Below are 21707 nucleotides of genomic sequence, written 5' to 3'. Positions count from 1 at the left end.
CGTACGTCGAACGAGAGGCCCAAATGCTCCAGGAGCACATCAGGAACATCGCAATCATCGCCCACGTAGACCACGGCAAGACGACCCTGGTCGACCAGCTGCTCAAGGCAACCGACGCCTTCCGCGAGAACCAGCAGGTCGAGGAGCGCATCCTTGACTCCAACGACCAGGAGCGCGAGCGCGGCATCACCATCCTGGCAAAGAACATCTCGATCGACTACAAGGGCGTCAAGATCAACGTGATAGACACTCCCGGCCACGCCGACTTTGGCGGCGAGGTCGAGCGCGTGCTCAGGATGGCCGACGGAGCGGTGCTTTTGGTGGACGCTGCCGAGGGTCCCATGCCCCAGACCCGCTTCGTCCTGCGCCACGCCATCGACGCAGGTCTCAAGATCATGGTCTGTGTGAACAAGATCGACAAGGACGCTGCCAACCCCGCACGAGCCCTCAATGCCTGCCTCGACCTGATGATGGACCTCGGGGCCAATGACGACCAGCTCGAGTTCGCCATGGAACACGTCGTGTATGCCTCCGCCGCCAACGGCTTCGCCCGCCTGGACCCCGATGACGGCAACCAGGACATGCTACCCCTGCTCGACATGGTCGTGGACTCCCTTCCCGCTCCCGACGCGGACGTCGAGGGACCCCTCGCGATGCAGTGCGTCACCATCGACCACTCGGAGTACGTCGGTCGCATCGGCATCGGTCGCATCTACTCGGGCACCATCCACGACGGCGACAAGATTCTAGTGGTGAAGAACGACGGCTCCCGTGCCATGAGCCAGGTGAAGCAGCTCTTCACCTTCGACTACCTGGGACGTACCGAGTGCCAGGAGGTCGGCGCCGGGGACATCGCTGCCGTCGTGGGCGTCGACTCGACCGACATCGGAGACGTCTACACCGACCCCGAGAACCCCGTCGAGCTCGACCCCATCGAGATCGACCCCCCGACCCTTGCCATCGTCTTCGAGCCGTCCACCTCGCCCCTCGTCGGCCGCGACGGGGACATCGTGGGTGGTCGTCAGCTGAAGGAGCGCCTCGAGCAGGAACGCGAGAACAACGTGACCATGCGCATCGAGGAGCTTCCCGACAAGACCGGGGTCGAGGTCGCCGGCCGCGGCATCCTGCACCTCTCCGTCCTCATGGAGGACATGAGGCGCGAGGGCTTCGAGTTCCAGGTGGGCCGACCCCGCGTCCTGATCAAGAAGGACGAGGACGGCAACCGCGTCGAGCCCGTCGAGCAGGCCGTCGTCGAGTGTCCTGGCGAGTACGCGGGCAAGGTCATCGAGCTCTTTGGCAACGTCGGGGGCACGATGACCCAGATGGACGCCGGCACCACCCAGACCCACCTCGAGTTCAAGATCCCCACCCGCGGCATCATGGGCCTCAAGAACCGCATCCTCAACGTCACCCACGGCGAGGCGGTGTTCTACCACACCTTCCTCGAATACGGTCCCTATGCGGGAGAGATCGGCGGACGCCAGAACGGCGCCATGATCTCGATGTCGACGGAGAAGGCCGTCGCCTACGCCCTGGGAACCCTCCAGGAGCGAGGACAGCTCTTCGTGGAGCCTGGCACCGAGTGCTACGAGGGCATGCTGGTGGGCGAGAGGTCCAAGCCCGGTGACATGGTGGTCAACATCGCCCGCACCAAGAGCCTGGGCAACCAGCGCTCCTCCACGGCGGACATCGCCGTCCAGCTCACGCCCCCCAGGACCTTCACCCTGGAGGAGGCCTTGGAGTACATCATGGACGACGAGCTCGTCGAGGTGACCCCCAAGAACATCCGCCTGCGCAAGCGCATCCTCAACGAGACCGAGCGTCGCAAGTGGCGCGTGCGTCACGGCATGGTGGACAAGTAGCGCAGGGGCTCATGCGCAGCAGGCGCAGACGAGGGGCGCCGCCCAAGGGATCGGGCGGCGCCCCTCGTCACGCGTCAGTTGGTTGCCCTATCGCTTGTCGTCCTCCTCGCGGCTGAACTTCGCCCGCGCATAGCGGCGCACATAGACCTCCGCATCCTCCTGGCCACGTGCCGCGGCGCGTGTGTAGACCTCGCGCGCGACCTTGCCCACGGTGGGGCTGAGGTCCACGCCAGCTGGCGAGAGCACGTTGAATCGGAGCGACCACATGCGAAGCCCCACCACCACGAGCACCCCCAGGATGGTCGCCCAGGGTTGGTTGACGTGTGCCACCGAGGCCATGATCCAATAGGCGAAGGAGCCTCCCAGGGCGCAGAGGGCATAGAGGTTGCTCCTCAGGAAGATGCGCGGCGTGTCTCCCAGGGCTATGTCCCTCATCATGCCGCCGCCTACTCCCGTGATCGTGCCCATGAGGGCGCAGGCCCAGGGGGTGAGTCCGTAGACGAGGGCCTTGTCCGTGCCCGCGACGACAAAGAGCCCGACCGAGATGATGTCTGTCCAGGCGAGCAGCCGTGGAAAGCGGTGGAGCGACCCCGAGAAGAGGAAGCCGATGATTCCCGTGAGGACGGCAGCGGGGATGGCGAGGGTGGAGCGAAGCATGTAGACGTCGCCCACCTGCATTATGGTGTCGCGCACGAGTCCTCCGCCCAGGCCTCCCAGCACGGACAGCGCGAGGTAGCCAACCAGGTCCAGGTCGCGTTCCTTAGCGACGAGCACCCCCGTGAGGGAGCCCACCATCACGGCGGTGAGGTCGAGCCATACAGGGATGCTCGCGGGTGCGTTGCCTGCGGCAGATGAGAAGAACTCAGGAACCATGCGCCCCTCTTTTATGTCGTCGTTGCGGTCAGGCGCCTATGGTAGCGCGTGATGGCGCCCGTTCCTCCTTCCACACGATGGGACGTCCCCTTGGCCTCGCAGATGGAGAAAAATTGGCTGTCGCGCTGCCCGGGGAAGTAAGGTATACTTGCGCGTGCGGTTTCAGGGAGAGTTGTCCGAGTGGCCGAAGGAGCACGATTGGAAATCGTGTATACGCCTAAAGCGTATCCTGGGTTCAAATCCCAGACTCTCCGCCAGAACTTCCAGCGGCGCCTCCGGGCGCCGCTTTCACACCCTTCGGAGGGGTGGCAGAGTGGTTGAATGCGGCGGTCTCGAAAACCGTTTAGCCCCTCGGGGCTACGAGGGTTCGAATCCCTCCTCCTCCGCCAGAACTTGCAGACCCGCCCTTGGTGGCGGGTCTTTTTTGTGCCTTCATGGCGGCTTCGGCTGTCGAAAACGTGCGTATATCCTATATATTCAGCAATAGGTGGCCCTGACAGACCCCAGGCGCGACCTTCTGCGGACGCCTTTGCGATGGGAGGGCCTCATGGCACACGACAGCGCTTCATATTGGTCCAGGGCATGGGGGCTGCTCACGCGCGACAAGGGCTGGGCTAAGGTCCTGCTGGTCATGGGCGTGGCAGGCTTCGTCCCCATCGTGGGGATGCTTGGGACCTCTGGCTATGGACTCGAATGGGCCCGGCTCACCGCCTGGGGCGTCGACTCGGCTCCAAAGCAGAAGGACGTGAGGGTGGGGGAGTGCATCTCCAGCGGATGGAGAGGCCTCGTCTCCGCGCTCGGCCTCGTCTGCCTTTGGGCAGCCCTGAGGATGCTCTTTGCCCAGTCGTTCGAGGAACATCCCTTCGGTCTCATCCTCATGGCACTTGACCTGGCCGTCGGCGTCATCTGTTCGCTCTGTGCCCTGAGAGCGGCCATCTATCAGGACTTCAAGGCTGGTTATCAGGTCAACCGCATCATCGACATGATTCGCAGGGACCCCGTCGGGCTGGGAAGGATCATCCTCGCCGTCTTCCTCATGGACGCCGTCATTTGGTTCGTGGTCGCCCTCTTCACCGTGATAATGGCGGTCGCGTTTGCCTTTTCGGCCCTCTCCGTGTTCGGGGCCACGGAAGGCGTGGACGTCCCCCTGGACGTCATGCTCAGATACCAGACCTTCTCGGGGCTTTTCTTCCCCACCATCATAGTCATGGTCTACCTGGTGCTCGTTGCGTACAGCTTCGTCAACCTCATGGAATACAACATGCTCGCGCTCTGGCTTTGTCAGTTCGACGTCCCCTCCTGGGGGTCCAGCTCTGACCCGCTTCCTGATGTCCCTGTGCCGCCTGCTGTGCCCGTTGTGTCCCCCGTGGTGCCAGGGGACCTCGCCATCGAGCCCACGGCTTCTACCGATGCGCCATCGCCCGAGGGCGTTTCGGGCACTGGCGCCTGCGCCCTCGCGTCTGCCGCCTCGTCAGATTTCATGCCAGGGGATGAGGCCTCCCCGGTCCCGGGCGATTCAAGTTCGACGCCGGCGCCCGCGGCGGGTTTGACCTCGGAGCTGGAGGTTCCGGGTTCTTCCGTCTCGGATGACAAGGACGGAAGGGAAGGCTCAGAGGAAGATGCTGGCGTGGAGGTCATAGATCTGAGCTCCCCTAGCCCTAGGGGCGATGCGACACAGGACGGCGTCGCTGGCATCAGACTGCAGGGGGACGAGGTCGAGCCAGGCGAATAACGGCAGAAAACACCCATTCCATTCGAGCGTATGCCCATTTGGTGGAGAAGAGCTGACCTGCCGGCGCTTGCTGCCACCTCCCACGACATGACCTACCTGCGAGGCGACCCTCACCCATTGCACACGCTGGCAGTTGGGAGAGGGCCAGCTGCCAGCTAGTAGGGACATCCTTGATGTGGGGAGTGTATGGGAGCCGGAGGGTGTGGGGGGAAACACGCAGGCCAGGCCCAAGTCCTGTGTTACGATTCCAAACCGAACCTTTCCTGCTCCGGATGCAACCTTCACGTTCCGGAGCCGTTTAGCCCAGAGGAGGTGACCACATGAAGGCTTATGAACTGCTGTACTTTGTCGATCCCGCAGCCACCGAGGAGACTCGCGCTGGCGTCATGAAGCGTATTGACGTCGCTGTTACCGAGGCAGGCGGCACCATCGACAACGTCGAGGATTGGGGCAAGCGCAAGCTCGCCTTTGAGATTGACAACCTCACTGAGGGTGACTACACCCTAATCAACTTCCATGCAGACCCCACCCAGATCGCCGAGCTCGACCGAGTTCTGCGCATCAACGATGCCGTCAAGCGCCACATGGTCGTGCGCCGCAGCGACAGGGACTAGTCATGGAAGCGCAGGCAGCACGCCTGCGAATGAGAGGCAGTGAGCAACGTGAGCATCAACAGGGTGAACATTTCCGGCAACCTCACGCGTGACCCGGAGCTGAGGGCCACCCAGGGAGGGATGCAGATCCTCTCCTTCGGTGTCGCCGTCAACGACCGGCGCCGCAACGCCCAAGGCGAGTGGGAGGACGTTCCCAACTTCATCGATTGCGTCGTGTTCGGCAACCGTGCCGAGCCGCTCAGCCGTTTCCTCTCCAAGGGCTCGAAGGTTGCCATTGAAGGCAAGCTTCGCTGGAGCCAGTGGGAGCGCGACGGCCAGAAGCGCAGCAAGATCGAGGTGGTGGTGGACGAGGTCGAGTTCCTCTCGTCCAGGAACGCCCAGCAGCAGGGTGGATCCCAGGGGTACCAGCCCCAGGGCGGCTATCAGCAGCAGCCTTCCTACCAGCCCCAGGGCGGGTACCAGCAGGCGCAGCCCAGCTATGCCGCCCCTGCTCCGGCCCAGGCACCCGCTCCCGTCCAGCCCCAGGCCCCTCGTCCCGCCGTGCCCAATCCGCCCCAGACGGACGTTTACGACGAGGACATCCCGTTCTAGCTTCACTTAGGGCGGCACCGCCGCCAAAGAAAGGCATTAAGACATGGCTAAGCAAAGGCAAGTCGAACAGCGCCAGCCGCGTCGCAAGTTTTGCCAGTTCTGCAAGGAGAACGTCGAGTTCATCGACTACAAGGACGTCCAGCTCCTTCGCAAGTACATGACCGACCGCGGCAAGATCAAGCCCCGTCGCGTCACTGGCGCCTGCACGCAGCATCAGCACGACATCGCGGTCGCCATCAAGCGCGCCCGCGAGATGGCCCTTCTGCCCTACTCCGTCCCCGTGGTTTCCAGCCGCGGCGGGCGTAACCGCGGCTAACCGGGCCGTCCGAGCAAAGACGACACCACGTGGGCGAGACGAGCCATAGCTTCATCCCTCGGGCAGACAAGGGCCTGTTGGACTCCTCCAACGGGATGCGACCGGGCGTTGGTCCCAACCTGAGGCGGGTTCTTGCGAACCTGCCCTCACAGGGGCTTTCCTGGGCGATTCTGGGAGGGGCGGTCTCTGTACTCAGCACGGCGCTCGCGGCTGCACTCGTGGCCTTCGGGCTCTCTGGTGCTGCGGGAGAGGGAGGGACGAGAAAGGCGTTCCCCGCCTTTCTTGCCGCCCTCGCTGCGGCATCGCTTGCTGCTGCCGTATACGACCCCCTTCGTCTTGTGACTGCCCTGCCCGCGCTGGCCAGCGCCTTGGCGCTCGTCCTCCTTGCGGACGAGACGGGCATCACGGCATCGAGGGCCTGTGTCTTGGTCCTCGTCTCCGCTGCGGCCGCACTGGGTTCCAGTGCCGCCGTCGCGGCGTCGCAGGGGACGAGCGTCACCGCTCCCATGGAGGCCTACGCGGCTTCCATAGTCGCGGCAACGGGCGGCTCGCAGAGCCTGGCGCTTCGGGAAGAGGTCGGACACGCCCTCTTCCTCGTCAGGACCTACTGGCCGCTCGCCTACCTGGCGAGCGGTGGCCTCCTCGCGGCCTCCTCGAAGCTCGGGAGGGACGCGTGGCTGCGCGGTAGGGGGCTAAGGCCTCGGAGGACGCCCCTGGCGAACTTCGACGCTCCCCTCTGGGTCCTGCCGGCCTTCGTGGTCGGCCTCGCCCTGAGCGTGGCCGCATCGCGGCTGACCGGCCTTCCGGCGGGCATCGGCCTTGCTGGCAGAAACCTCCTCGCCGCTGCGCGGGTGGTCCTCTTCCTGCAGGGTTGCGCCGTCGCCGTGGGCTTACTCAAGAGGAGGGACGCTGGTGTCGCTACCCAGGCAGTCGCCGTGCTGGTGGCCGCCTGGCTCGAACTGTCGTTTGTAATCGTGAGCGCCGTCGGCGCCGTCGACCTCGTCGCGAACTTCCGCGGACTTCCGCGAAGACGCACCAGCGTGGGTTAGGCGCCTGCAGGGCTCAATGCAGGGAGTCGGCCTAGGCCGACCAACAAAAGGAGTTCCCATGAAAGTCATCCTTCTGGATGAGCTCAGGGGCAAGGGCGGAGAGGGCGACATCGTAGAGGTCGCCCAGGGCTATGCGGAGAACTTCCTGTTCCCCAGCAAGATCGCCCAGCCTGCCACCCCTGGCAACATCAAGCAGCTTGAGGAGCGCCGTCACAACATCGAGAAGCGCGAGGAGAAGCGCATCGGCGATGCAGAGGCGACCAAGGCCCAGCTCGACGGCAAGTCCGTCACCGTCGCCGCCAAGGTCGGCGAGAACGACCAGCTCTTTGGCTCCGTGACCGGCACCCAGATCGTCGCCGCCATCAAGGAGCAGCTCGGCGTAGAGGTCGATCGCAAGCGCCTCGTGCGCAGCGCCGCGATCAAGACCGCCGGCAGGCACCAGATCGAGATCAACCTCTACCGCGAGATCAACGCCGTCGTGACGGTCCTCGTCGGCGTGACCGAGGAGGCTCCCGTCGAGGAGCCTGCCGAGGCCGAGGAGGAGGTCCAGGTCGAGGAGGCCGGCGAGTAGGACTCGCTGGTCCGCCCAGCACCCACTAGCTGGTGTTATCAACACGAATCGCAGCTAGTGGGCGCAAGCGGAGGCCTTTGGCCACAAAATGAACCACAAGAGGGGTCCCATGGCGGAAGGCCACGGGACCCCTCCTCTTTGTAAACGAAACAAAGAGACAAATCATCTACCTGCAATTATTCATCTATTACGCATACCTATGTCACAAAGTCGCACATGGTCATGCTGGTTGTCTAATAAGCAGGGTGGGGGCGTGGATGTAGAAAACTCCGTTGGCAAAATAATCCCAATTTTGTCGAAAACTGTGAAAAATGGTGAAAGCCCCGCTAGTGGGGAATAGCTATCAACAATGCCCTGTTGACGGGTCTGTTTGACATATCTGGCCGCGTCTGGATGCGCTACCATGCCCACGCAGCCGACGCTAGGAGAAGCCATGCCCGACGCAACGTACGACGACTATCCCTCGATGCCCCGCGCCGACGTGACGATGCCGCAGGACCGAGCCGCCGAGAAGTCGGTCCTCTCGGCCATGCTGCTCTCGCAGGACGTCCTCCAGGAGTGCCTCGTCGATTTGGACGAACAGGACTTCTACCTCTACTCCCACCGCGCAATCTTCCACGCCATGAACGAGATGTTCGACCGCGCCCAGCCCGTGGACCCCATCTCGATGGCGGATCACCTCAAGAGCGCGGGACAGTTGGACAAGGTGGGTGGCATGGCCTACCTCCTCGAGCTCAACGAGGACTCCCTCTCGCTCGCGAGCTGGCGCCACCATACGGAGATCCTGCACCGGGACTCGACCCTGCGCGCCATCATCGCGGCGTCGGCGAGGATCACCGCCCTTGCCTTCGACGCTCCCGAGGACACCAAGGAGGTCGTGGATACCGCCGAGAACCTTCTTTTGGGCGTGACCAGCAGGGAGATAGGCGACAGCTACTCGGACCTCTCGGAGGTCATGGGCAACCTCTACAACGAGCTTGGGGAAGCCTGTCTCAACCCCGACGGCACCCTGGGCGTCCTCACCGGGTATCCCGGCATAGACCGAAGGCTCCAGGGCCTCCGGGCGGGCCAGATGATCGTCATCGGCGCGCGCCCAGGCGTGGGAAAGACCTCCTTCGCGCTCAACCTGGCAACCAACGCCGCGGCCAACGGCGCCTCGGTCGCCTTCTTCTCGCTCGAGATGAGCAAGGTCGAGATCGCGCAGAGGCTCCTCTCGGCCTATGCGAAGATCCCCCTCTCGGACATCCGCGGCGCCCGCATCAAGGACAACCAGTGGCCCACGATCCTCGAGGCCACGCGCGACCTCTCGCGCCTGGACATCATGATCGATGACACCCCGGGAACCACCGTGACCGAGATTCGTGCCAAGGCCCGCCGCATGCTCAAGGGCAAGGAGAACGGCATCGTGCTGGTGGACTACCTGCAGCTCCTCTCGCCCCCCTCGGGACGCCAGCGTGCCGACTCCCGCGCCACCGAGGTCTCGGAGATGTCGCGCGGCATCAAGATCATGGCCAAGGACCTCGAGTGTCCGGTCGTGGCCCTCTCGCAGCTCAACCGTCAGGTGACCGACCGAAAGGGGCAGCGTCCCCAGCTCTCGGACCTGCGCGAGTCCGGCTCCATCGAGCAGGATGCCGACATCGTCATACTGCTCGACCGCTCCATGACCGAGGAGGAGGCGGAGAGGCCCGACCGCCCCGACTTCAACGTCACGGAGTTCATCATCGCGAAGAACCGCTCGGGACCCCTGGACATCGTGCCGCTCATGTTCCTGCCCGGCTCGACCAAGTTCGTCGAGGTGGACAGGCATCACGAGGGCTAGCGGCAGCGCGGCGGAACATCCTGCGGCCCGTCTCCGTCCCCAGGGCGGTGCGGGCGTCCGCGCCCCGCTGCCGTATAATTGGCCGGTAAGCACGGAAACCCAAGAAGGAGACGCAATGCCTGCATCAGTGCTGGTGGGAACTCAGTGGGGCGACGAGGGCAAGGGCAAGGTGACCGACCTCATCGCGGGTGACTACGACGTGGTCTGCCGCTTTGCTGGTGGCGCCAACGCCGGACACACCGTCATCGCCGGAGGCCACAAGCTGGCCCTGCACCAGGTTCCCTCCGGGGTCATGTACGAGGGCACCTACCCGGTCATAGGCAACGGCTGCATCGTCGACCCCGAGATCCTCCTGGGAGAGATCGACATGCTCGAGGCCCAGGGCATCTCCTGCGACGACCTCAAGATCAGCGGCAACGCCCACATCGTCATGCCCTACCACAAGGACCTCGACGGGGCCCACGAGAAGAGGCTCGGCAAGAACCTCATCGGCACGACGAAGCGCGGCGTCGGACCCACCTACATGGACAAGATGAACCGCACCGGCCTGCGCGTGCAGGACATGCTGGACGAGAAGATCTTCCGCGAGAAGCTCGAGGCCGCACTCGAGTACACCAATCCCATCCTCGAGAAGGTCTACGAGCTGCCCACCTACACCGTGGAACAGATCTGCGAGACCTACCTTCCCTACGCCGAGCGCATCAAGCCCTACATTGTGGAGAGCTCGCTCTTCCTCAACGAGCAGATCGAGGCAGGTAAGAACATCCTCTTCGAGGGCGCCCAGGCCACCATGCTCGACATCGACCATGGCACCTACCCCTTCGTCACCTCCTCGAACTGCACTGCGGGCGGAGCCGTGACGGGCTCTGGCGTTGGTCCCGTCCACATCAAGCGCGTCCTTGGCATCGCCAAGGCGTACCTCACCCGCGTCGGATCCGGACCCTTCCCGACCGAGCTCTTCGACGAGGTCGGCGACAAGCTGGGCGAAGTTGGCCACGAGTACGGCGTCACCACTGGCCGCAAGCGTCGCTGTGGCTGGTACGACTCCGTCGTCGTCAACTACGCCGCCCGAGTCAACGGCCTCACCGACCTCGCCATCACCAAGCTCGACGTACTGGGCTGCCTGGACCAGATCAAGGTCTGCGTCGCCTACGAGTGCGACGGCAAGCGCTACACCACGGTTCCGGAGCATCAGAGCGTCTTCTACCACGCGAAGCCCATCTACGAGACGCTTCCCGGCTGGAACTGCGACATCTCGGGCGTGCGGGACTTCTACAAGCTCCCTCGCGAGGCAAAGGACTACATCGACTTCCTCGAGCAGCTCGCAGGCGTGCGAGTCTCGATCATCACCGTCGGCCCCGACCGCGACCAGACCATCGACAGGTGCTGGAGGTAGTCCGGCGCGTGACAAGGAACCCCCGCGACAACCGGGCCTTCGCCATAGTCTGCGACAGCCTCTGCGACCTCCCGCTGCCCGTCTTCGAGGCGGCGGGAGTCGTTCCCCTGGCGCAGGTCGTGCGAATCGCCGGCACGGACTACCGGGACTGCGTCGACCTCGACCCCTCTGACTTCTATGTCCAGATCTCGTCCACGCACGGGCAGGTCAACACCTTCGCGCCCTCTCTCGACGAGTACGTGGACACCTACAATCGACTGGTTGCCGAGGGCTGGAAGGACGTCGTCTCGCTCCATGCCTCTTCGGCGATGAGCGACTCCTTCGCCCTTGCCCAGGAGGCCGCGTCCCGAGTGACTGGCGCAAGGGTCGAGGTGGTCGACTCCTGTGGGACGTCGGGGCAGCTCGCCCTGGTGCTCGCCTGCCTCGTCTCCTCCCGTGACGGGGGCTGTGACACGGATGAGGCCCTCGCCCGCGTGCGTGAGGGCGCCTTGGCGGCGCGCTGCCTCGTCGTGCCCGCGCCCGACGCGCGGCCAACGCTCTCGAAGCTTCGTCCCAAGCCCGGTCTCCTCAGGCGCGCCGACTCCCTGCGCGTCCGCGCGATGGGCGCCCGAAGGCTCTTCGCCATCTCCGACGGGGGAGAGTCGCGCGAGGTCATGCGCGCTACCGACCTCCAGCGCCTGGCAGGCAGCATGGCCCGGACCATGAGTTCGTACTCGCAGGTCGTGGGCCCCCTCACCTACGTGGAGATCAGCGCCGGCGTGCCACGGCTCCTGAGCATCATAGAGAAGCCCCTTGATACCAACGAGTTCGTCTCCGACCGCGCGGCGGTGCTCAACACCAATCCCTGCACCACCTGCCAGCTGGGAATCGGTGCGGTCGGGATAGCCTACATGCCTTCCTCGCTCCTTTCGGCGAGAGAGGCGTCTGGAATACTCTGCATGCAGGACTAGTCCTTGGGAGGCAGCACATGAACGTGACCGACGGAAAGCTCGACATCCTCCTCCTTGGCTCCGGCGGTCGCGAGCATGCGCTCCTGCTGAAGCTCGCCGAGTCCCCACGCGCGGGGAGGATCTGGGTCGCCCCGGGCAATGGCGGGATGGACGAGCTCGCGACGCCCGTGACGCTGGACCAGGACGACCCTGCGGCGGTGGCCTCCTTCGCCACGGACAAGGGCATAGGCCTCGTGGTCATAGGTCCCGAGGCGCCCCTGGTGGCGGGCGTGGCGGATGCCGTGAGGGCGGCCGGGATACCGGTCTTCGGCCCCAGTGGCAGGGCGGCCCAGATGGAGGGGTCGAAGAGGTTCGCGAAGGACGTCATGGCCCGCGCCGGAGTTCCGACGGCGGCCTGGCGCAGCTTCACCGACGAGGCCTCCTGCCTTGCGTACGTGCGGTCGCTTGGCGGACCTTGCGTGGTCAAGGCTGATGGGCTCGCCGCGGGCAAGGGCGTCATCGTCGCCCAGGACGTGGACGAGGCCCTGGACGGCGTGCGCGAGTGCTTCTCCGGCGGCTTTGGCGAGGCGGGTCGGACGGTGGTGGTGGAGGAGCTCCTCCAGGGCCCCGAGTGCTCGCTCCTCGCCCTGACCGACGGCACCACCCTCGTTCCCCTTGCCACCTCCCAGGACCACAAGCGCGCCCTGGACGGGGACAAGGGGCCCAACACGGGCGGCATGGGCGTCTACTCCCCCGTGCCCATCCTCCTTCCCGGCGAGCTGGAGCAGATGACCCAGATGATGCAGGCGACGGTCGACCAGCTGCGCCGCGACGGCATCACCTACAGCGGCTGCCTCTATGGCGGCTTCATGCTCACCGAAGACGGTCCCAAGGTGCTCGAGTACAACGCGCGCTTCGGCGACCCCGAGACCCAGGTGGTTCTGCCTCGCATGAGGGGGGACCTTGTCGAGGCCTTCCTGGCCTGCGACGACGGAACGCTGGACCGCGTGGACATCGGCTGGGGGGACGACTGGGCGGTCTCCGTCGTGCTCACCAGCGCCGGATACCCCGGCAGCTACGAGAGGGGTAAGCCCATCAGTGGCATCGAGGACGCCGAGACCCTGGATGGGGTCACGGTGTACCACGCCGGCACCCGTCGCGACGGCGGCGGCCGCATCGTCACCGACGGCGGCCGCGTCCTGGACGTGACGGCGGTGGCTGGGAGCTTCGAAGACGCCCGCAACCTCGCCTACCAGGCCTGCGACAGGATCTCCTTCGAGGGCAAGACCTATCGTCACGACATCGGAATCAAGGCCATCAAGGGACGAACGAGCCTCTAGGCCAGACTTGAACGGAGTGCACAAGGTGAAAGAGAAAAAGCCCGACACGGAGGTCGCCCCCCAGGACTCCGGCGAGGAAGAACCCAGCTACGAGTCGCGAGCCGAGGCGAGCCAGGGACTCGAGGAAGCCATCGGTGGCATGCGCGACGCGACCCAGGCCTTCGTGTACGACGGGCAGCGTGCCACGACGGGCCACAGCTCCGGGGAGCCGATGCGTCGCGGCCTTGTGCTGGGCGATGACGACCCGCGCGACCGAGACCTCCGCGAGGCAGTGGTGAGCGAGGACACGGTCTGGCAGGGGCGCATCTTCGACGTGTCGAGGCTGCAGGTCAGGCTGCCCGACGGGCGCCAGGCCCTGCGCGACGTGGTGCGCCATCCCGGAGCGGTCGCCATCGTCGCGCTGACCGATGACGGGCGAATCTGTCTGGTCCGCCAGTACCGCACGGCGTTGGGACGCGTTACGGTCGAGGTCCCCGCCGGCAAGCTCGACCCGGGCGAGGACCCCCTGGACTGCGCCGAGCGCGAGCTTCTCGAGGAGACGGGGATGAGGGCGCGCAACATGGCGTTCCTCACCACCATAGCCTCCTCCGACGGCTTCGCCGACGAGCTCATTCACATCTACATGGCGACAGGCCTCAGCTTCGGCGCGTCTGACCCGGACGCCGACGAGTTCATAAACGTTGACCTGGTCGACCTCGGCGAGCTGGTGGACGCCGTCCTGGACGGTCGCATAGAGGACGCGAAGACGGTGGTCGGCGCCCTCATCTGCGACGCGGTGGGGCACCGCCTCGCCATGCAGCCCGAGGACGGCGCGGAGTAGGCGGAGCTTGCCTATACTTAGCTTGACTGGCTCTTTTTGTTGTTGATGCGAGTGGCAGGGAGAATCTCCATGGCAAGGAAACGAGAAGGGGCGCGCATCCAGAAGGGTGCCCTCACGGCCGAGCAAGCCGAGAGGCTCTTTGCCACCGTCGACGAGACGGGCCACACCAACGAGGAGACCGCCGCGCGCCAGAGGCGCCATCGCAAGGAGTTCGGCCACGGGGTGGACGTCGACCCGCTCGCCGGCGCCGACCCCTCCGGCTCCAACGTGGAGAAGGTCATCACGCGTACCGCCGTGACCTTCGTCCTGGTCTTCCTCGTCATCGTCGTGGCGCTGCAGGTCGCCGCAGGCCTCATCCGCCGTGCCAGCACCGCGAACCTCGCGGAGAACGTCAACATCACCACCGTCGCCTCCGCCCTCAAGGGTGGCGTGGAGTGGGGCAACGGCTTCACGCAGTTCCCCGAGAAGTACTCCGTCCAGGAGGCGGACGAGAACACGCATCGTGTCGAGGTGACCGTCACCGACACCTCGTCCGAGGACGCGCTCGAGGCCTTCGCCGGCTCCCAGATCCAGGCCACGGCCTTCTCTGTCAACGCGCTCCTCAACCCCAACATCGACACCGTGGTCTATCGCGTCAACGTGCATGTCGGCGCCAACGGCAAGTTCCAGACCTCCTCGTTCTTCGGCTTCCTGCAACCCACGGGAGAGATCAAGACGCTCATGACCTTCATCTGGACCAAGTCCACCACCGACACGGGGGTGCGCTTCAACTGCACCATCACCGGCGTGGACACGGCGATGCAGGAGGAGCTCAGGAAGAACGTGACGACGAGCTTCACGCCCTCGTCGATTCTGGGCGTCGTCCTGGGCGACGAGGACAAGGGCACGGGTTCCGATTCGGCCAGCGTGGACTCCACCAAGGCGAACCCGGACTCCTCCGAGAAGGGCGATGGCTCGTCCGCCTCGTCATCCACGGGCGACGCGGAGCAGACCAAATCCGCGGCATAGCGGATTCGCACATGCCCGAACGGCCAGGGGGACTGCGGAGCTCGTGCTCCGCAGTCCCCCTTCGCAATGACCAAAACGCCTTTCGCCTAGCCTTCTCTCGCCTAGCCTTTGAGGAGAGTGCAGACGTCTCCCAGCACGGTCTCGAAGTTGACCCCGCGCATCTCGAAGTCTGGCTGGTAGCGCGTCACCACCATGGCCTTGCGCACGAGCTCGCCTGCGAACTCCGTCGCCTCGAGCAGGGACCTTCCGCACATGACGGCGGCAAGCAGGCTCGAGGCATAGAGGTCTCCCGTGCCGTGGAGCATGTAGGGCAACAGCTCGGCCTTGACCTCGCATACGTCGAGGTCGTCCCCACAGACGTAGTTTCGGATGAGTCCGTCCCCGCGGATGACCCCCTTGAGGACGACGGCCTTGGCGCCCATGCCCACGAGCGCCTCGAGGTTCTGCCTCACGAAGTCGTCGGAAACGTCGTGCCCCTGGTAGGTGATGCCGGTGAGGATGGAGGCCTCGGTGAGGTTGGGGGTGAGAAGGTCCGCCCCGTCGACGAGGGCGCCCATGGCCTCGCACATCTCGTCGGTGTAGGTGGGGTACTTGGCGCCCTCGTCACCCATGACCGGGTCGACGACGCGCAAGGCGCGCGGGTGCTCGCGATAGAGGCGCTGGATGGCGCCCACCTGTCCGGCGGAACCCAGGAAGCCGGAGTACACGGCGTCGAGCTCGACGCCCTCCTGCACCCAGGCGTCGAGGTAGGGCTCAAGCATGTCGGTGGTGTCGTGCATGTGGAAGACGGGGAATTTGGTGTTTGCCGAGAAGAGCGAGGTGGGGACAGGACACACGTCGCATCCGGCGGCAGAGAGCACGGGGATGGCCACTGCCAGGGAGCACTTCCCGTAGCCGCAGAGGTCATGGACGGCCGCCACACGCGGTATGTAGTGCCCCTCGCGCCGGTACAGCCTGATTTCGCTTGCGTTGGTCATGGTGGTTCCTCTCACATGGACTGATGGACCGATGCTGCAGGACACGATAGACCATCGGCACGGGGTGCGCCGCGCTTGTAGCCAGAGTGTGCGCGCCGAGGAGCGGGCGCTCCCGCCAACGTATACTGGGAAGGCACGATTGCACGGGCACAGACGAGGGGAGACCTCATGTCAGGCGAGCAGCAGGCACCGTTGGTGGGAATCATCATGGGCTCGAAGTCGGACCTTCCGTCCATGGAGGCGTGCACCAGGCAGCTCGAGGAGTTTGGCGTGCCCTACGAGCTCGTCGTCGCCTCGGCCCACCGGGCCCCGGCGAAGGTGCGCGAATGGGCGTCTGCCGCGGCAGCACGCGGCATCAAGGTGATCATCGCCGCCGCAGGCAAGGCGGCCCACCTGGGTGGGGTCGTCGCGGCCTACACGCCGCTGCCCATCGTGGGTGTGCCCATGAGGACGAGCGACCTGGGGGGGATGGACTCGCTCCTCTCCATGGTCCAGATGCCCTCCGGGGTGCCCGTCGCCTGCGTGGCGATCGGCGGGTCGAAGAACGCGGCCATCTACGCGACCCAGATCCTGGGCGCGTCCATGCCCGAGTACGCGAACAAGCTGGTGGAGTTTAAGCGCCAGATGGCGGAGGCCTAGCCCCGCCCGGAAGACGAGAGGAGACCGCGTGCCAGGGAAGCACATGAGAAGGGACGACGCCCCTCGTCGGGAGGGGGGACTGGGTCAGGGCGTGCATGCGCCGCTCCCCATAGAGCCTGTCATCGAGCGCAACCCCGCCGACCCCGAGCGTCGCGCCAGGAAGGGCGAGACGACGGGGGAGAGGGGCTCGAGAAGGCGCCGCCTCCTCGTCTCGAACGTCCTCCTCGCCGTCGGCATCGTGCTCCTCCTGGTGGCTGCTGGCCTCTGGGGGTACTCCCGCTGGCAGTACCACGAGCAGGACGTGGTCAACGACAGGCTCGCGTCCTTCGCCAACGTGAGCGACGCGACGTCTGCCTCGGACGACGGCAGCGCGAAGGCCCCGGTCGACGTCGACTGGGCTGGCCTCAAGGCGGTCAACAAGGACGTGGTGGGTTGGGTCTACGTGCCCGACACGGTGGTCAACTACCCCGTCTACCAGGGCACGGACAACGACTACTACCTACACCACACGGCTGAGGGCCAGTACACTCTGGGCGGACAGGTGTTCATGGACTACGAGAACACGGCCCCCGGGCTGATCGACGGCCAGACCATGCTCTATGGCCACCATCTCAAGAGCGGCCAGATGTTCTACTCGCTCTTCCTCCTCAAGGACCAGGAGGTCTTCGACGCCACGCCGACCATCTGGTACCTCACCGAGCAGCAGAGCTACGAGCTTGAGCCGCTCTTCGTCTACTACACCCAGCCCGACGACGGGACCGCGCGCACGACCAAGTTCGACTCGGACGAGGAGCTGAGGTCCTACTTGAACGAACGCCTCGCGAAGGCCGTGGCGAGCCGCCCCGATGCGGCAAGGATAATTTCGGGCCTGAAACACGTCATGACCATGTCGACCTGCAACTACTACGATGGCTATGGCCGGTCGCTTCTGGTCTGCGTCCCCAAGGCGGAGGCAGCGGCGGCCCTCGCAGCCACGGAATAGCCCAGGCATGACCCCTTCCCAAGGAGACCGCCCAGTGAGAGAGACGTCTCGGACCGCCTTTGACATCGACGAACTGGGGGAGGGAGATTCGCCTCACGAGGAGTGCGGCGTCTTTGGCGTCTGGGCCCCCGGGCGTGACGTGTCGCGCATCACCTACTTCGCCCTGCGCGCCCTGCAGCATCGCGGCCAGGAGTCCGCGGGAATAGCCGTGGGGGACGGCAGCACGGTCTTGGTCCGCAAGGACCTCGGACTCGTGGACGCCGTGTTCACCGACGCGGACATCTCGGCCATGCGCGGCAAGGTGGCCATAGGGCACGTCCGCTATGGGACCTCCGGCGCGCGCAGCTGGGAGGCGGCGCAGCCGCACCTCTCGACCATCAGCGAGGTCATCATCGCCCTCGCCCACAACGGCACGCTCGTGAACTCGGACAGCCTGCGCGCGAGCCTGGTCGAGCTGGGCGTGCCCTTCCGCTCGAACACCGACTCAGAGGTCGCCGCCAAGCTCATCGGCCACTACACCAAGGAGACGAGCCACCTCCGCCAGGGCATTGCCAAGGCCATGGGCATGATCGAGGGCGGCTACGCCATGGCGCTGGTGCGCGAGAATGCGCTCTACGCCTTCCGCGACCCCAACGGGATACGTCCCCTGGTGCTGGGCCGGCTGGGAGACGACGGCTGGGTCGTCGCCTCCGAGACCTGCGCCCTGGACATCGTCGGGGCCGACTACGTGCGCGAGGTCGCGCCCGGCGAGATCATCCGCGTCTCGGACGACGGCCTGGTGAGCGAGAGGGGCGTCCCCGCACGGGTCCCGGCCAGCTGCATCTTCGAGGAGGTCTACTTCTCTCGTCCCGACTCGGTGGTGATAGGCAAGTCGGTGTACTCCATGCGCTTCGACATGGGACGGCAGCTCGCCCGCGAGGCACCGGCCGAGGCGGACCTGGTCATAGGCGTGCCCGACAGCGGGTTGCCGCCTGCGGAGGGCTTCGCGCGCGAGCTGGGCATACCATTCGGCGAGGGCTTCGTGAAGAACCGCTACGTGGCGCGCACCTTCATTCAGCCCACCCAGGAGCAGCGCAGCCTGGGCGTGCGCCTCAAGCTCAACGCCCTGCGCGACAACGTGGCGGGAAAGCGCGTCGTCATGGTGGACGACTCCATCGTGCGCGGCACCACCTCGAAGCAGATCGTGCAGATGCTGAGGGAGGCGGGCGCCAGGGAGGTCCACGTGCGCATCAACTGCCCCGAGGTGAGGTGGCCCTGCTTCTACGGCATCGACACCGACGTCCAGTCCCAGCTCATCTCTGCCAGCAAGGGCGTGGAGCAGGTGAGGGAGTTCATCGGGGCCGACAGCCTGGCGTTCCTCTCGCTTGCCGGACTCAGGCAGTGCGTGCCCTCGACCGGCTGGTGCTGCGCCTGCTATGACGGCTGGTATCCCGTGAGGATCCCTCAGAGCTTCGCCCAGGGGAAGTTCATGGAGGGCTACAGGCCCGGGGGTCCCGAGGAATAGTGGAAGCCCCCGCGTCGGCGTCCCTGTCCCGCACGACCATCGAAGAGAAGACCCATGAGAGGGGAAGCAATGGAGAAGGCCCAGACGAGGCACGTGAGCTACGCCGATGCCGGCGTCGACGTGGACGAGGGCGCGCGCGCCGTCGACGCCATCAAGGAGATGGTGGCGTCCACCAGCAGGCCCGAGGTCATCGGTGGGCTGGGCGGGTTTGGCTCCTGCTTCTCCATGGCGTCCTTCAAGGACATGGAGGACCCCGTCCTGGTCTCGGGCACCGACGGCGTGGGCACCAAGCTCGCGATCGCACAGCTCCTGGGGCGCCACGACAGCGTGGGGCAGGACCTCGTCGCCATGTGCGTGGACGACGTGGTGCCCATCGGCGCGGAGCCCCTCTTCTTCCTCGACTACATCGCCATAGGGAAGCTGCGCGCGGAGCACGTGGCGCAGGTGGTGAGCGGCATCGCCGAGGGCTGCCGCATGAGCGGTTGCGCCCTCGTCGGTGGAGAGATGGCCGAGCATCCGGGTGTCATGGCCCCCGACGACTACGACCTCGCGGGCTTCGTGGTGGGCGTCGTGGACCGTCCCAGGATGATCGGCCCCGACAAGGTGCGCGTGGGTGACGTGATCCTGGGACTTCCCAGCTCGGGCATCCACTCCAACGGCTACTCTCTGGTTCGCAAGGTTGCCATCGAGGGCAAGAGCATCGAGGAGCTGGAGGCCCCGCTCGAGGAGCTGGGCGGCGAGTCCCTGGCGGACGCGGTCATGCGTCCCACCACCATCTATGCGGGGGCGCTGGTCAGAGCCCTCAAGGTAGGGGCTCCCATCCACGCCATGGCGCACATCACGGGCGGTGGCATCACAGAGAACCTCAACCGCGCCCTGCCCGCGGACATCGACGCGGTCGTCGACCGTGGCGGCGAGGACGGGCCCGGCTGGGACGTCCCGCCCGTGATCGACTACTGCGTGCGCGCGGCGGGGCTCACCCAGGACGAGGCCTACAAGACCTTCAACATGGGGGTGGGCATGAGCCTGATCGTCGCCCCCGAGGACGTGGCCATGGTCCGTGCCGCCCTGGCCTACCAGGGGCTCGAGTCGTTCGTGATGGGCGAGTGCGTGCCGGGCAGCGGAAAGGTGAGCTACCGATGAGCGACGACCTCACGTTCTCCACCCCCGAGCCCGCGAGCCTTCCCATGGCGCGCGAGGGACGGCCACTGCGCCTGGGGGTGCTCATCTCCGGCTCGGGCACCAACCTCCAGGCGATCATCGACCGCATCGCCGACGGGACGCTGAATGCCACCGTCGAGCTCGTGGTCTCCTCTCGTCCGGGAGCCCTGGGGCTCAAGAGGGCGGAGGCGGTGGGCATCCAGACCCTGAGCCTCTCGAAGGAGATCTACGACGACCCCCTGACTGCGGACGAGGTCATCGCCACCGAGCTGCGCCGCCGCGACGTTGACTACGTGGTGATGGCGGGCTACATGAGGATGGTCCACTACCCCATACTACGGACGTTCCCATCCCGGGTCGTCAACATCCATCCCGCGCTGCTGCCCAGCTTCAAGGGGGCCCACGCCATCCAGGACGCCTTCGACGCCGGGGTGAAGGTGACGGGCGTCACGGTGCACTTCGCCGACGAGCGCTACGACTGCGGACCGATCGTTGCCCAGCGCGCCCTTGCGGTCGAGGAGGGTTGGGACGTGGACGAGCTGGAGGCGCACATCCACCAGATCGAGCACGTGCTGTACCCCGAGGTCATCCAGCTGCTCGCCGACGGTCGCGTGAGCCTGGACGCCGACGGCAGGAGGGTTCACGTCACCCCCTCTGCCTAGTGGGGACCTATCAAGCGATCAGAAGCTGCGGATGACGGCAATCTTGTTCGAGAGGTTCGCGATGGCCGGAACCTTTATGAGCAGCCGGTAGACAGGGTTGATGAGGGGCATCTTCTCGCTCAGGCTGCGGTCGGCGACGTGGCGCAGGCCATCGATGCCGGCCACCAGCTCCGCGCCGCTCCGCGCACCAAACGTGAAGCGAGCGTTGCTCTTGGAGATGCTCTTCTCCACGTCCTTGCCCACGAAGCGAGGGTTGAGAAACTCGACGAAGAGGGTGGCGCGGGCGTAGCGGTCCCGCACGATCGAGAGAATCCGTGCCACGTCCTCGGCCGAGAGGTACATCGTCAGCCCCTCGACGATCACGAGGACCGGCCCGTCGATGGGACCAACCTCGGCCGCCCATGCTTCGTCCATGGCCGAGAAGGCATGCATCTTCACGCGGTCGGTGTCCTCGACGAAGCGGCGCCGGACGTCGATGGTCTCGGGCAGGTCGATGTCGTGCCAGCGGATGCGGCCGTTGTCCATGCGCCAGAAGCGCATGTCCATGCCGCAGGCGATGTTGATGACCGTGCAATCCGGGTTCGAGGCCACGAACTCGCCCACCATGTCGTCGAGCAGCATCGTGCGGGCAATCACGCCGGCACCCATCGCAAGGTCCTTGTCGGCGAAGGAGAAGTCGTAGTCCATCCGGTCGACCATCTCGACGGCCTTGTCGTCGTGGATGAGGGCGTTCTTGCGTCGCGACTCCTTTGCCCGTGCGTAAAGGGTCTGGACCATGGTCTCCGGCACGCCGGATATGTCTATCTTCTCCATGCGTCGTACCTCGCCTGTTCCGAAGGTTGCATTGGCAGCAAGAATAGTA

The 21707-nt window shown here is 65.6% G+C and carries 21 protein-coding genes and 2 tRNA genes; 20 read left to right on the top strand and 3 right to left on the bottom strand.

The features are described 5' to 3' along the window. The first annotated feature begins 23 nt into the window (after positions 1–23). Positions 24–1862: a translational GTPase TypA gene (gene typA, locus HMPREF1868_RS07365; RefSeq protein ID WP_062531522.1), complete on the top strand. Its 1839-nt coding sequence runs from the start codon at positions 24–26 to the stop codon at positions 1860–1862. A gap of 87 nt (positions 1863–1949) precedes the next feature. Here the strand turns inward: typA and HMPREF1868_RS07360 are convergent, their stop codons facing one another. Next, positions 1950–2735 (bottom strand): trimeric intracellular cation channel family protein, encoded by a 786-nt coding sequence (locus tag HMPREF1868_RS07360; protein WP_062531521.1) that lies wholly within the window; start codon positions 2733–2735, stop codon positions 1950–1952. A gap of 166 nt (positions 2736–2901) precedes the next feature. On the opposite strand from HMPREF1868_RS07360, the gene HMPREF1868_RS07355 reads away from it, so the two are divergent. The 14 genes from HMPREF1868_RS07355 (at position 2902) to HMPREF1868_RS07290 (ending at position 14920) form a co-directional block, all read left to right on the top strand. Further along, positions 2902–2992 (top strand) — tRNA-Ser (locus HMPREF1868_RS07355). Between the two features lie 42 nt (positions 2993–3034). Continuing rightward, a tRNA-Ser gene (locus HMPREF1868_RS07350) sits at positions 3035–3124 on the top strand. 158 nt (positions 3125–3282) lie between these two features. Further along, positions 3283–4467 (top strand): DUF4013 domain-containing protein, encoded by a 1185-nt coding sequence (locus tag HMPREF1868_RS07345; RefSeq protein WP_062531520.1) that lies wholly within the window; start codon positions 3283–3285, stop codon positions 4465–4467. Positions 4468–4787: 320 nt separating this feature from the next. Continuing rightward, positions 4788–5081 (top strand): 30S ribosomal protein S6, encoded by a 294-nt coding sequence (gene rpsF / locus HMPREF1868_RS07340; protein WP_009278269.1) that lies wholly within the window; start codon positions 4788–4790, stop codon positions 5079–5081. A 48-nt stretch (positions 5082–5129) separates the two neighbouring features. Next, a complete protein-coding gene (locus tag HMPREF1868_RS07335; RefSeq protein WP_062531807.1) occupies positions 5130–5672 on the top strand; it encodes a single-stranded DNA-binding protein in 543 nt (180 codons plus the stop codon). Positions 5673–5715: 43 nt separating this feature from the next. Next, positions 5716–5988: a 30S ribosomal protein S18 gene (gene rpsR / locus HMPREF1868_RS07330; RefSeq protein ID WP_062531519.1), complete on the top strand. Its 273-nt coding sequence runs from the start codon at positions 5716–5718 to the stop codon at positions 5986–5988. Positions 5989–6017: 29 nt separating this feature from the next. Further along, positions 6018–7037 (top strand): YybS family protein, encoded by a 1020-nt coding sequence (locus tag HMPREF1868_RS07325; RefSeq protein ID WP_062531518.1) that lies wholly within the window; start codon positions 6018–6020, stop codon positions 7035–7037. A 58-nt stretch (positions 7038–7095) separates the two neighbouring features. Further along, entirely contained in the window at positions 7096–7608 is a 513-nt protein-coding gene (rplI, locus tag HMPREF1868_RS07320) for a 50S ribosomal protein L9 (RefSeq protein ID WP_062531517.1), read from the top strand. A 433-nt stretch (positions 7609–8041) separates the two neighbouring features. Beyond that, the gene (dnaB, locus tag HMPREF1868_RS07315) at positions 8042–9427 is read left to right on the top strand and encodes a replicative DNA helicase (protein ID WP_009278264.1); all 1386 of its coding nucleotides are present in this window, start codon (positions 8042–8044) and stop codon (positions 9425–9427) included. Positions 9428–9542: 115 nt separating this feature from the next. Next, positions 9543–10823: an adenylosuccinate synthase gene (locus HMPREF1868_RS07310; RefSeq protein ID WP_062531516.1), complete on the top strand. Its 1281-nt coding sequence runs from the start codon at positions 9543–9545 to the stop codon at positions 10821–10823. Between the two features lie 8 nt (positions 10824–10831). After that, positions 10832–11773: a DegV family protein gene (locus HMPREF1868_RS07305; RefSeq protein ID WP_062531515.1), complete on the top strand. Its 942-nt coding sequence runs from the start codon at positions 10832–10834 to the stop codon at positions 11771–11773. A 17-nt stretch (positions 11774–11790) separates the two neighbouring features. Beyond that, positions 11791–13092: a phosphoribosylamine--glycine ligase gene (gene purD / locus HMPREF1868_RS07300; RefSeq protein ID WP_062531514.1), complete on the top strand. Its 1302-nt coding sequence runs from the start codon at positions 11791–11793 to the stop codon at positions 13090–13092. 139 nt (positions 13093–13231) lie between these two features. Then, positions 13232–13912: an NUDIX domain-containing protein gene (locus tag HMPREF1868_RS07295; protein WP_083823530.1), complete on the top strand. Its 681-nt coding sequence runs from the start codon at positions 13232–13234 to the stop codon at positions 13910–13912. 69 nt (positions 13913–13981) lie between these two features. Continuing rightward, positions 13982–14920 (top strand): hypothetical protein, encoded by a 939-nt coding sequence (locus tag HMPREF1868_RS07290; protein ID WP_009278259.1) that lies wholly within the window; start codon positions 13982–13984, stop codon positions 14918–14920. Between the two features lie 101 nt (positions 14921–15021). On the opposite strand, the gene HMPREF1868_RS07285 is transcribed toward HMPREF1868_RS07290, so the two are convergent. After that, positions 15022–15897: a bifunctional hydroxymethylpyrimidine kinase/phosphomethylpyrimidine kinase gene (locus HMPREF1868_RS07285; protein WP_062531513.1), complete on the bottom strand. Its 876-nt coding sequence runs from the start codon at positions 15895–15897 to the stop codon at positions 15022–15024. A 168-nt stretch (positions 15898–16065) separates the two neighbouring features. Between HMPREF1868_RS07285 and purE the strand changes: the two genes are divergently transcribed. The 5 genes from purE to purN all read left to right on the top strand — a co-directional run bounded on the left by purE (position 16066) and on the right by purN (position 20845). Next, the gene (purE, locus tag HMPREF1868_RS07280) at positions 16066–16536 is read left to right on the top strand and encodes a 5-(carboxyamino)imidazole ribonucleotide mutase (protein ID WP_062531512.1); all 471 of its coding nucleotides are present in this window, start codon (positions 16066–16068) and stop codon (positions 16534–16536) included. Between the two features lie 28 nt (positions 16537–16564). Further along, the gene (locus HMPREF1868_RS07275) at positions 16565–17518 is read left to right on the top strand and encodes a class B sortase (RefSeq protein WP_009278256.1); all 954 of its coding nucleotides are present in this window, start codon (positions 16565–16567) and stop codon (positions 17516–17518) included. A gap of 34 nt (positions 17519–17552) precedes the next feature. After that, a complete protein-coding gene (gene purF / locus HMPREF1868_RS07270) occupies positions 17553–19022 on the top strand; it encodes an amidophosphoribosyltransferase (protein WP_062531511.1) in 1470 nt (489 codons plus the stop codon). A gap of 69 nt (positions 19023–19091) precedes the next feature. Further along, positions 19092–20165 (top strand): phosphoribosylformylglycinamidine cyclo-ligase, encoded by a 1074-nt coding sequence (gene purM, locus HMPREF1868_RS07265; RefSeq protein ID WP_009278254.1) that lies wholly within the window; start codon positions 19092–19094, stop codon positions 20163–20165. Further along, on the top strand, positions 20162–20845 hold the full coding sequence (gene purN, locus HMPREF1868_RS07260; RefSeq protein ID WP_082719580.1) for a phosphoribosylglycinamide formyltransferase: 684 nt from the start codon (positions 20162–20164) through the stop codon (positions 20843–20845). The genes purM and purN overlap by 4 nt, the downstream gene beginning before the upstream one ends. Positions 20846–20863: 18 nt before the next feature. On the opposite strand, the gene HMPREF1868_RS07255 is transcribed toward purN, so the two are convergent. Then, positions 20864–21658 carry a class I SAM-dependent methyltransferase gene (locus tag HMPREF1868_RS07255; RefSeq protein ID WP_062531510.1) on the bottom strand — a complete coding sequence of 265 codons (795 nt, stop codon included), beginning with the start codon at positions 21656–21658 and terminating at the stop codon, positions 20864–20866. Positions 21659–21707 lie beyond the last annotated feature (49 nt).

Source organism: Olsenella sp. DNF00959 (assembly GCF_001553055.1).
GTDB lineage: Bacteria > Actinomycetota > Coriobacteriia > Coriobacteriales > Atopobiaceae > Olsenella_I > Olsenella_I phocaeensis.
Note: the sequence above shows the minus strand (reverse complement) of the source record. Positions and strands in the feature narration are given on the sequence as shown.